We start from the raw sequence: 11877 nt of genomic DNA, 5'->3' as shown, positions 1-11877 counted from the left end.
AAACAGCTTCACAAGGAAGCTGTTTTTACATTTTGCAATAAGTTAGCTGAACTTAATGCTCACGTGTAGAACGGAATTGAATATCTGGATAACGCTCTTGCATTAATTGTAGATTTACTCGGCTTGGTGCGAGATAAGTTAAATGCCCACCACCATCGACAGAAAGTTGGTCATGTGCCTTTTTCTTAAATTCATTAAATTTCTTTTCATCATCACAAGAAACCCAACGCACTGTGTTGATGTTGACTGGCTCATAAATACAATCTACTTTGTATTCTTCTTTCAAACGATACGCCACCACATCAAACTGAAGTACACCTACAGCCCCAACAATCAAGTCATTGTTAATTTGCGGCATAAACACCTGCGTTGCACCTTCTTCTGAAAGCTCTTTTAAACCCTTTTGCAATTGTTTAGATTTCAATGGATCTTTTAAACGTACACGGCGGAACATTTCAGGTGCAAAGTGTGGAATCCCCGTAAAATGGAGCTTTTCACCTGAAGTGAATGTATCACCAATCTGGATCGTACCGTGGTTATGTAAACCAATGATATCACCAGGCCAAGCTTCTTCAAGTTGCTCACGTTCACCCGCAAGGAATGTCAATGCATCGCTGATACGCACATCTTTACCCAGGCGTACATGATTCATCTTTAAACCTTTTTCATACTTACCTGAACAGATACGCATGAAGGCAATACGGTCACGGTGTTTTGGGTCCATATTGGCTTGGATTTTAAATACAAATCCACTGAAGCCTTCTTCCGTTGCTTCAACAGTACGTTCATGTGTTGGATGTGCTTTCGGTTGTGGTGCCCACTGAATAAATGCATTTAATACATGGTCAACCGCAAAGTTACCCAACGCTGTACCAAACAATACTGGTGTTTGACGACCTGCTAAAAACTCCGCTGGATCTAGCGGATCATTCGCCATTTGCACCAATTCTAAAGATTCTTCAAATGAAGCAAAGGCCAAATCGCCTACTTTTTCACGAATGTCTGGATAGTCATATCCATCACGAATTTCAATATCTGTAATGGTCGAACCAAAACCCGCTTTATATACATAAAGCTTATTTTCAATGATGTTATATACGCCAGCGAAGTCACGCCCCATACCCAATGGCCAAGTAATCGGCACACAACGGATTTTAAGCACGTTTTCAATTTCATCAAGCAATTCTAATGGCTCACGGATTTCACGGTCCATTTTGTTGACAAAAGAAATGATCGGGGTATCGCGCATACGACAAACTTCCATCAATTTGATGGTACGTTCCTCGACCCCTTTTGCACCATCAATCACCATCAACGCTGAGTCAACGGCAGTTAAAGTACGATAGGTATCTTCAGAGAAGTCTTCATGTCCCGGTGTATCCAGTAGATTGATAACATGATTTTTATAAGGGAACTGCATGACCGAGGTAGTAATCGAAATACCACGCTCTTTTTCCATTTCCATCCAGTCAGATGTCGCAGAACGGTCAGACTTTCGACTTTTAACCATACCTGCAACTTGGATTGCTTTACCCCACAACAACAGTTTTTCTGTCATTGTGGTTTTACCAGCATCGGGGTGGGAAATAATAGCGAAGGTACGTCGCTGAGCGACTTGCGCCGCTAATTCATCTTTAAACATAAAAAATCTACAATATGTACACAGTTATGTACACATTTATAAATATGTACTTGAACTGGAAAATGGGAATTCAAAAATTGGCGATATTGTATCAGATTTAGCGTCGTTTTTAACGATTGTTGCTATATGATTAAGCACTTTGATCGCGCAGACATCGCAAAAATGCTAGAAAGAGGATGAGCGATACGGACGATAAGCAAATCGTTTTAAAGATCAACGTAGATCTCAATATACAGTGATGATGGTTAAGTAAAACGCGATTAAGCACAGCTTAAACCTCTTTTGAATGATAGTAGTAAGTCTTTAGCTTGCTGAATATTTTTATATTTAAGGTATGGCTTTAACCATACTATAATTGGTTTCCAAACGATCTACAGGTAGCGGCATTCCTAACAAATAACCTTGTAATTGCTGGCAACCTAAGCGTTTAAGAATCTGTGCCTGTTGTTCAGTTTCAACGCCTTCTGCCGTCACCACCAGACCCAAACGAATCGCCAAATGAATAATACTTTCTAAAATGATTTGTTCTTTTGAACCTTCACATAAATTACGAATAAATTCTCGATCTATTTTTAATTCATCTACTGGTAAATCTTTTAAATACAAGAAACTCGAATGCCCAGTTCCAAAATCATCAATTGCCAGTCGGATACCTAAATTTCTTAATTTCTCAAAGGTTTGAATACTGTCATCAATATGATGCATCGCTGTAGATTCAGTAATCTCAATAATTAAATTACCATTTTTGACATGGTATTTTTGAATCAATTTTTCTAAAGTTTCAATCAAATGCTTATGTTCAAATTGTACAGCTGAAAGATTTACGGCGATGGGACCAAAAGCATATTTTTTATCTTCCCATTCTTGAATTTGCTTACATGCTTTCTCTAAGGCCCAATAGCCCATACGAATAATCAGACCTGTTTGTTCAGCACCATCAATAAACATACTCGGGGCTAATAAGCCTAGGGTTGGATGCTTCCAACGGATTAAAGCTTCTACCCCACAAATTTGATAGTCCGCAGTGAATTTAGGTTGATAAAATAGAATAAATTGTTGTTCTTCTACTGCTTTATATAAATCATTGATGAGTTTAGATTGACTTCGACTTTGGTGTTGTTGGTCTAAAGAACTGCTATAAACACTAAAAGTATTACGCCCCTGCTCTTTAGATTGCATCATAGCGGAGTCAGCGTTAATCAATAAATCTTGTAAGTTCTGCCCGTGTTCTGGGAAAAATACGATGCCAATACTGGCAGAAATATTGATTTCTTTACCTGAAATTTGAAAACCATCTTGTATTTTTTGTAAGAATAATTCGGCAATCGCTTCAGCTTCATTACGATTAGAATCTTCCAGAATCAGAATAAACTCATCTCCACCAATACGGGTGAGTCTTTGCCCATCCTTAAGTAAAGGATATAAACGCTGGGCGAGTTTAACCAGAAGCTCATCACCGATATGATGACCAAATGCATCATTAACTGATTTAAAGCGGTCTAGATCAATATAAATAAAAGCAATTTTAGACGGTATATCCTTATAATCTAAAAATAAAGCATCAGTATATTCAACAAGGAATAATCGGTTTGGAAGTTTAGTCAAATTGTCTTGAAGTGCTAAGTCTTCAAGCTCTTTATTGGCTTGTAATAACTGTAAACTACGTTCTTCTAATCTTCGTTCTAAAATCGCCACACAAAAAGCAGAAACAAGTATTAAACTCGCTACAAAAATAATGGTAAACAATAAAATACCTTGCCCTTCGTGTAATTGACTTCCAAAATGATGGTCATGCACCGATGAGATCGTTGCTGCTGCCATACCGATATAATGCATTCCCACAATACTGAGAGCGATCATGATCGATACAGCAATTTTATAAAGCATCTTATGGTTAAAAGAATTCTTATATTTAAATGCGAGCCAGAAAGACAAGCCAGAACCACTAATCGCAATGATGACAGAGAGCATCACCAAAATAGCATCATAATCAACTTGTTGATTTGGGATAGTTAACCCCAGCATGCCAATATAATGCATCCCTGAAATTCCCAGCCCCATCAACAATCCACCTAAAATCAACCGTACAATCGGCAAGGTCTCTTGAGTGGTCAACCATATCGCAAAAGTCGAAGCCAATGCGGCAATAATATAGGAAATCACGGTTAATGTTAGATCAAAGGAATAACCTTGTGGTAGATCACAAGCCAACATTCCGACAAAGTGCATTGCCCAAATGGCGAAGCCAAAAACCATGCCACTTAAGCACAAGATAATTTTCTGTAGGCGGGGGGTATGTTGGGTAAATATGAGTTGTTCTAATGAAATAGCTACGTAACAGATGATAACTGCAATACATGCAGAACCTATTACGAGATTACTATCATAACTCATATAACTCATAAAAATTTACTTCCAGTAATGAACCTATTTTTGTTATAAGCAACCTCTATATATACAACGCAAAATTGCGAGAAGGTTCACCTTTTTTTAAAGAACGTTCGTTTTACTTAAAATATCACTATCCTATTGAACGTCAAGTTATTTTTTGAATCGAAATAAAAAAAGCATATCCGAGATATGCTTTTTTATTTTACCTAAATAGAATTTTTAGTTATTTACTTGTTAGATGTGCCAAATCTAACAGAACATTGGCGGCCTCATTCACAAAGGTCTCTTCCTCAGGCAATGACGGACGTTGGTTTACCTTCATTTTTGCTCTCGATTCAGCCAAGGCATCCAAACTTGCTTGGTAACTTTCCCAATTTGAATATGGCTTTAATCCTGTTTCAGTACGACGCTTGTTCTCCGCAGCCAATGTTCTTGCTTCGAGCGCCACCAAATCTGCTTTACGTTTATCGATATCTAAAGAGATTCGTTTCTGATCTTTAGTTTCTTGAGCAATCGCTTTACGCGTCTCTAAATATTGGAACTGTGGATCACCTGCCGCACGAACTTTTGATTTTTCACCAAGCTGTGCCACATACGGTTGAATTGAACCTTCACGTTTAAACGGTGCAGTCGGAATCGTATCCCATTTCAAAGCATTTTTAGCTTTACGCTCACCAAACTCTTCATCATAAATATCCACCAGTTTGATATCTGGAATCACACCTTTATTTTGGGTGCTGCCACCAGTCACACGGTAGAATTTACGTTGCGTTAAGGTTGCTTGACCATAGGCAAGACTATCCAATTGAACTTGCGCAGTCCCTTTACCCGTGGTCGTACTTCCTAAAATTACAGCACGATCGTAATCTTGTAAGGCAGCAGAGTAAATTTCACTGGCAGAAGCAGATGCTAAGTTAACCAAAACAGCCAAAGGACCTGAATAAGTTTGCGCACCACCATCAGTGTCTTCAAACACACTCACATTGCCGTTACCATCACGGATTTGAACCACTGGGCCTTCTTTAATCACTTGCCCAATCATTTTGGCAACTTCTTCTAAAGAACCACCGGGGTTATTACGCAAATCAATAATAATCCCTTCAACATTTTGTGCTGCAAGTGACTTCAAAGCTTTATTGGTATCTTCTGAAACAGAGCGGTATTCAGTCCCTGCACGACGTGCGCGATAGTTCAGATAGAAAGATGGGATTTCTAAAACACCAAACTTATGTTTTTTACCATCACGTGTTAGCTCTACAGTACGTGAACGCACACCGGCATCTTCTTCTTGAATCACATCACGAGTAATGGTCACAACTCGTGCTTGGCTCATAGAAGCGCCCGCAGCCAACAATTTCACTGACACCTTGGTGCCACGTTTACCACGAATCAAGCCAACAATTTCAGAACTTGGCCAACCAATCACGTCGACCATTTTATTGCCATCTTGTGCAACGCCAATAATGCGATCACCAGATTTGACCTGTCCGGTCTTACTTGCAGGCCCACCATCTACAATGGTTTCAATCTTGGTATAGTCTTCATTACCACGCTCAGGGCGAATCGAAACACCGATACCTTCAAGTTGTAAGGTGGTTTGACGATTCAACTCCATAGCATCAACAGGTGGGAAGTAATTGCTGTGTGGATCGTAGGTCAAGGTCATTGCATTGAGGATACGTTCCAGTACGTCATCACTCTTGGTTCTACCGATACGCTCTAGTTGGCGGGTATAACGCTTGGTAAGTGTTTGAACAGGTGTAAGATCTTCTGACGCTGCCAAATCTTGACCATTAGCCAATGTTGGATCATCTTTTAATGCTTTTTGTTTGGCTTGATCTTCTTGCTTAGCAATAGTGAGATTGATTAATTGCGACACCAGCATCTTACGCCAATAGTTTTGCAACTCGGCTTTGCTGGCAAAGAACTCAGCTTTCTCACGATCTGCATCAATAAATTCATTTGGCTGATTTAAGTTCTGTGTCTTTTTAAGTTCAGCCAATTCAAATTCATAAAATTCTTTTAAACGTGCACGATAATGCGCATGAATCGCAAATGGGCCAGACAAATCGCCTGCTTTTAATTTTGCGCCGAGTGTTGCACCATATTGTTTTTTATATTGTTCAATTTCTGAAGCTAAAAATAAGGTGTGCTCTGGATCAAGGCTATCAATATACATGTCTAGAATACGATTTGATGTATTTGCATCTAAACGCATATTCAAATAATGCTGACGGTCAATCAATGTTGCAAGTTGACGTGTCACTAAGGCTTGATCTTGTGAAGGATGAATCGATTGAGACACGTTTGTAGCATTGGTTTCCGCCATTGCCTGATTGATGGTATGAGTAAAGAATAAACCACCTGTTGCAAGTGCTATAGCGCAAGCGAGAGTTTGAATTTTCATAAATTCTTAATACTTCCTTGGGTTTTCCAATTTCTATATCGTTTTTCAATCTGAACTCAACAGTTTCAATATCTTAAACGACTTTATCTGTTTATGTTGTGTAGTTTTAGCATAATCTGTACTGAGTAAGTGTAGCAAATCATTGCAGAAATCGGGTATTGTTTCCCAGTTTATATAAATACAACCGTGGATTCCTATGATCGGCGCATTGATGCTTGATATTGCAGGCACAGAACTTACTCAAGAAGATATTGAACTATTACAAACTCCGCAAGTCGGTGGCATGATTTTATTTTCAAGAAATATAGAATCACCCGCTCAAGTTCGCGCTTTAACCGATCATATGCGCCAAATTCGCCCCGACATTCTTATTGCCGTTGATCAAGAAGGTGGACGAGTACAACGTCTAAAACAAGGCTTTACCCTACTACCAGCCATGGGGCATTTTGGTGAGCTTTACTTAACTCAACCTGAAAAAGCCTTAACCTTGGCTGAACAATGTGGTTGGCTCATGGCAATTGAAGTGCTTGCAGTGGGGATTGATTTTAGTTTTGCACCTGTTTTAGATCTGAATGACATTAGTGATGTAATTGGCGATCGTGCCTTTGCAAAAAATGTACAAGATATTGTGCCACTTGCCAGCGCATTTATGAAAGGAATGCAACGTGCAGGTATGGCAACCACAGGAAAACACTTTCCTGGACATGGTTCTGTGAAAGCAGATTCTCATGTTGCTGCAGCAATTGATCCACGTGAATACCAAGACATTTATAACAAGGATATGCAAAGCTTTATTCAGCTACAAACCCAGCTGGATGCACTTATGCCTGCACATGTGATTTATGAAAAAGTAGATCCAAATCCTGCTGGTTTTTCACCTTACTGGATTCAAACGATTTTACGCCAAGAGCTTCAATTTGATGGTGTGTTATTCTCGGATGATTTAAGCATGCAAGCAGCTTGTGTTGCAGGCGGAGCAGATGCACGTATCCGTGCTGCCCTCGAAGCAGGTTGTGATATGGGCTTGGTGTGCAATAACCGTGAATCGGCATGTATTGCATTAGCTGGGATCGAAAACCTACCTTTGCCAAATCAAGCACGTTTAGAACGTATGCGTGGCAAAATTCCACAGATCAGTATTGATGAAACATTTAATCTTGGACATGAATGGCAAGCTGTCAAAAAAGTCATTGAAGAATTTAAAAATTCACTTTAAAACCAATAGAGATATCCTTAGGATATTGCGCTAAATGACTCAATTTCCCTGCCCCTCTTGATGACAAGCGGGGGCAAATTTTAAACCTTTAATGATTAAAGAGATTTAAGCTATCCTCCTTTCAAAAGGAGGATAGCAAAGGATCAAAAAAGACGACGAAACAAAATTAAATTTTTAGTCTTGTTTTAATTGCTTTTCATCATGACCCCATTAGAAAAAATAAAAGTTAAGGATAACTATGTCAGACCAGCAACTTTCCAAGCACCGCCATATTTCATTTACAGCCCATTACACAGGCTATATTTGGTATCAAATGGGCATTTCTCATCCCTTATTTGCCACATCCAAAGGTAAAACTTTGGCTATGATTGCCCACCCAATAGAAAGTTGGGGAGAAAAATATGTTGGTGGCAGTATGCGTACCACACTCAAGCAACGTCATACCATGTTGGATGAGCGTTTAGCTGAACTGATTGAACAGTCTCCTGACTTACAAGTATTGGAAATAGCCGCTGGACTGTCACCAAGAGGCTGGTGGTTTAGGCAACATTATCCCTTGATTGATTATCGTGAATTAGATTTACCCGATATGGCAAAAACCAAGCAAACGGCGCTTAAGCAAATTGATCACAATAGCCCAGATGTGTTGTCTGTTGACTTATTTACAGAGGATTTTAAAAAAGCCTTTGAAGTATTTGATCCACAACGACCACTTATCGTGATCAGTGAAGGTTTAATTAACTACTTCACCAAAGAACTGTTACAACAATTGATTCAATCGATTGCCCATTATGGGCAAGACTTTAACAGTCTGCATTATCTCACCGACCTTTACCCTGAACCGGTAAAAAATAAATTGGCAAAAGTGATTTGGAACAGCAGCAAGCTGTTAAAAGTCATGTCACGAAGTGCTTTTACTTTTCACTTTGTCACACCAGAACAAGTCAGAAATTTTATCTACCAAGCTGGTTTTCAAAAAGTTGAAGTGATTCAGCCCCGTGTCTATTTCAATACAGATTCAACTGAATACAATACTGAAGAACATCTAGGTGATTTGGTGTGGATAATTGATGCACAACGCTAAAGTAATCATTTATTGATATTTCGAAACGTAAACACTTCGAGATTTAAATACTTCAATTCTTAGAAATAAAAAAACCAGTCCAAAAGACTGGTTTTTTAACAGATCAATATATCAAAAGCTTAAGCCACCGCGCCTTCTTGCGCTATACATAACTGCACTGCTTGAGTCTGGCGTGCAATAAACCGTAATAAGCGATCTGCATTTTCAAAGCTACCATGCTTAAATAGTGCGCGAACACCAGATGCAGAGGTTTCAAAAATCAAACATTCAATCGCAAACTCACCTTCATCATCACTTAAATTTAAAGCCAAATCACGGGTATGTTGATTTACAAAAGCTAAATCTTGTTGATGATCAAAACGCATCAATAAACCAAAGTAATTTAAATCAACCACGTCAACCTGAATCACTTTATTTGAATGGCGATGTGTCAACTGACGATGTGGATCAAGCACTTGAATACGATTTTCCCCACGACGCTCTATATGCTGCATTTGTTCCCGTGTGAAATTGACAATACCATCCAGTCCTTGGATCGACCCACCTTTTAAGTAAGTGGTGAATAAAGTCATGGTTTCTTTACGACGTTGTAATTGTGGAACATGATCGGCATTGGCAATCATTGCAAACTGCATATCTGGGCATTGCAAAGCAAAGTTTGCATTTTCATGAGGTAAGGTAAAACTGTCGTATTGACCACATGCCACCAGTGTATTCACTTGAGGAACCGGTACATGGCTTAACCGCAATAGACGATTACAATTGATTTCATAACGTTCTTGTTCAGTATTTGAAAACTCAGCCATTTGCTTAAAGAACAATCTTTTGGCTGTGGGCGACATGCGTGTTTTATCAAGCTTGGCATGATTGACTAAATACAAAATCACGGCCTGACCAAACTCGCCCATACGTTGCTCTTTCATCAACATCAATGATTCTTCTAACAGCATGCGCCAGCTTTTACGGGTTTCTTGCATCACCCCCATCAAGATCATTTTTTCGACCAGTTCAGGGCGTTGATCAACAAAAAATGAAGCAATCACAGAACCTAAAGAAATCCCCACCACAGCAACCTTTTCAATCGCCACAATATCAAGCCACTGCCCCAACATACGAGAAAGATCAGGTAATTCTAATGTCCCCGCAGATAAACCAGAGTCGATATTGGTGATTTGTTGATTGGCGCCCATAGAGGGCAAATCAATCAAAATGACTGGGCCACTTTCAAAGAACTGCTCAACACAATACTTATATGAGTTAAAGTTTTGGAACGCTCCGCCCACAATCACAATCGGTGTATTGTGAATTGTTCGTGGATCTGCGATCGCCATATACTCAATTTTCCAGCCATCAATCCAAGTTGTTCTTGGCTCCTGCTTAAAACTGTTTTTGTGGTATATGTCGAAAAAACCAAAGCTTGATAAAGATTGGTGTGATTCTGTGTCCATTTGGATAATGGAATTCATATCCTTCCTCCATCCTTGCTTTATTCTTTTAATATGCAAGATTTTGACCCGCATTATTCTTTCAAATTCGTGATACGCATGAATTCTGTATCACATCAATGTCCTTATTGTTTCATTCTTACAGATGTGTGATTTATACGCAATCGCTAAATTGACCGTTTATCCAGTTTAAATGGCAAAAGATTTTGCAAGATATTTAACGCTTCAATGCTGCAAAATAAGTTTATTTCAGTGAAATACTTCCTTGGCTTTACTTAGACTGCTACTATCAAAGGGAAATTTTTAATGATCAAATAAACTGCTATGCAAGACTCAATTGAACAGTATATGCAAACTGTAGGGAAGCAAGCACGCCAAGCCGCTAGTGTTTTGGCAGGCGCAACTACACTTGCAAAAAATAATGCCTTATCTGCGATTTATACTGCTTTGGAAAATAGTCAACCGCAAATCTTGGCCGCCAACCAAATTGACATGAGCAAAGGTCGTGACAATCAATTGGATAGTGCTTTACTTGATCGTTTAGAACTCAACCCCACACGCTTTAAAGGGATGTTACAAGGCTTAAAAGATGTCATCAGCCTTGTCGATCCAATTGGTGAAATCACAGATCTTGCTTACCGTCCAACGGGTATTCAGATTGGTAAAATGCGCGTGCCTTTAGGTGTGGTCGGCATGATTTATGAATCACGCCCAAACGTTACCCTTGAAGCGGCCTCACTTGCGTTAAAATCTGGCAATGCCATCATTTTACGTGGTGGCTCTGAAGCATTGAATTCAAATCAAGCAATTGCTGAAGCCATTCAACATGGTTTAAAAGCAGCGGGCTTACCTGAAACTTGTGTACAAGTGATTAACACCACTGACCGTGCTGCCGTGGGTCAATTGATTACCATGTCTGAATATGTTGATGTCATCGTACCTCGTGGTGGTAAAGGCTTGATTGAACGCATTACCAATGAAGCAACCATTCCTGTGATTAAGCATCTCGATGGAAACTGCCATGTTTTTGTTGAGGCGCAGGCAGATCTACATAAAGCACTTCCTATCGCATTAAACTCAAAAACACATCGTTATGGTGTGTGTAATGCAATGGAAACATTGTTGGTTGATGAAAAAATTGCGGAAGAGTTTTTACCCCGTATCGCTGAGCTTTATGCAGAAAAAAACGTTGAATTACGTGGCTGTATCAATGTTCAAAAAATCTTAGGCAATGCTGTAAAACCAGCCAGTGAAGAAGATTGGTATGAAGAATATCTAGGTCCAATCTTGGCAGTGAAAATTGTGACGGGGATTGAAGAAGCCATTCAACATATTAACAAATATGGCTCACATCATACCGATGCAATCATCACTGAAAACTTTAGCTTAGCGCGTCAATTCTTAACCCGTGTAGATTCAAGTTCAGTCATGGTCAATGCTTCAACGCGTTTTGCTGATGGTTTCGAATATGGTTTAGGTGCTGAAATTGGTATTTCTACGGATAAAATTCATGCCCGTGGTCCAGTCGGTCTTGAAGGTTTAACCTCGCAAAAATGGATTGTTTTAGGTGATGGTCAAATTCGTCATTGATTCCAAGCTTGAATAACTCGACTCAGCATTTATCTCAAACATAAGTGCTGAGTTTTTTATTTTTAATACACAGTAAAAACATCAGTCAATTTAAAATTTTGA

Annotated in this window: 7 protein-coding genes; 3 read left to right on the top strand and 4 right to left on the bottom strand. The window is 39.2% G+C overall.

Annotation, left to right across the window (positions count from 1 at the left end):
• Window positions 1-52: 52 nt before the first annotated feature.
• From ASC84_RS09705 to ASC84_RS09695, 3 genes are all read right to left on the bottom strand, one after another.
• On the bottom strand, window positions 53-1642 hold the full coding sequence (locus ASC84_RS09705; protein ID WP_056514128.1) for a peptide chain release factor 3: 1590 nt from the start codon (window positions 1640-1642) through the stop codon (window positions 53-55).
• 327 nt (window positions 1643-1969) lie between these two features.
• Window positions 1970-4045: a bifunctional diguanylate cyclase/phosphodiesterase gene (locus ASC84_RS09700; protein WP_056514126.1), complete on the bottom strand. Its 2076-nt coding sequence runs from the start codon at window positions 4043-4045 to the stop codon at window positions 1970-1972.
• A gap of 211 nt (window positions 4046-4256) precedes the next feature.
• Window positions 4257-6440 (bottom strand): carboxy terminal-processing peptidase, encoded by a 2184-nt coding sequence (locus ASC84_RS09695; RefSeq protein ID WP_004726561.1) that lies wholly within the window; start codon window positions 6438-6440, stop codon window positions 4257-4259.
• A gap of 196 nt (window positions 6441-6636) precedes the next feature.
• On the opposite strand from ASC84_RS09695, the gene nagZ reads away from it, so the two are divergent.
• Both nagZ and ASC84_RS09685 read left to right on the top strand, forming a co-directional pair.
• Window positions 6637-7656, top strand: a complete 1020-nt coding sequence (nagZ, locus tag ASC84_RS09690; RefSeq protein ID WP_056514123.1) for a beta-N-acetylhexosaminidase — start codon at window positions 6637-6639, stop codon at window positions 7654-7656.
• Window positions 7657-7894: 238 nt separating this feature from the next.
• The gene (locus ASC84_RS09685; RefSeq protein ID WP_056514121.1) at window positions 7895-8740 is read left to right on the top strand and encodes a class I SAM-dependent methyltransferase; all 846 of its coding nucleotides are present in this window, start codon (window positions 7895-7897) and stop codon (window positions 8738-8740) included.
• A 119-nt stretch (window positions 8741-8859) separates the two neighbouring features.
• Here the strand turns inward: ASC84_RS09685 and ASC84_RS09680 are convergent, their stop codons facing one another.
• On the bottom strand, window positions 8860-10206 hold the full coding sequence (locus ASC84_RS09680; RefSeq protein ID WP_004726555.1) for an alpha/beta fold hydrolase: 1347 nt from the start codon (window positions 10204-10206) through the stop codon (window positions 8860-8862).
• Window positions 10207-10509: 303 nt separating this feature from the next.
• Between ASC84_RS09680 and ASC84_RS09675 the strand changes: the two genes are divergently transcribed.
• Entirely contained in the window at window positions 10510-11775 is a 1266-nt protein-coding gene (locus tag ASC84_RS09675; protein WP_056514119.1) for a glutamate-5-semialdehyde dehydrogenase, read from the top strand.
• The last annotated feature ends 102 nt before the right edge of the window (window positions 11776-11877 follow it).

The sequence above is a fragment of the Acinetobacter sp. Root1280 genome (genome assembly GCF_001425285.1).
In the GTDB taxonomy this organism is placed as follows: domain Bacteria; phylum Pseudomonadota; class Gammaproteobacteria; order Pseudomonadales; family Moraxellaceae; genus Acinetobacter; species Acinetobacter guillouiae.
Note: the sequence above shows the minus strand (reverse complement) of the source record. Positions and strands in the feature narration are given on the sequence as shown.

Excerpts from the sequence above, each read along its gene's own strand:
- ASC84_RS09700 (WP_056514126.1), bottom strand. The coding sequence starts at position 4,045 with ATGAGTTATATGAGTTATGATAGTAATCTCGTAATAGGTTCTGCATGT.
- ASC84_RS09705 (WP_056514128.1), bottom strand. The coding sequence starts at position 1,642 with ATGTTTAAAGATGAATTAGCGGCGCAAGTCGCTCAGCGACGTACCTTC.
- ASC84_RS09695 (WP_004726561.1), bottom strand. The coding sequence starts at position 6,440 with ATGAAAATTCAAACTCTCGCTTGCGCTATAGCACTTGCAACAGGTGGT.
- nagZ (WP_056514123.1), top strand. The coding sequence starts at position 6,637 with ATGATCGGCGCATTGATGCTTGATATTGCAGGCACAGAACTTACTCAA.
- ASC84_RS09680 (WP_004726555.1), bottom strand. The coding sequence starts at position 10,206 with ATGAATTCCATTATCCAAATGGACACAGAATCACACCAATCTTTATCA.
- ASC84_RS09675 (WP_056514119.1), top strand. The coding sequence starts at position 10,510 with ATGCAAGACTCAATTGAACAGTATATGCAAACTGTAGGGAAGCAAGCA.
- ASC84_RS09685 (WP_056514121.1), top strand. The coding sequence starts at position 7,895 with ATGTCAGACCAGCAACTTTCCAAGCACCGCCATATTTCATTTACAGCC.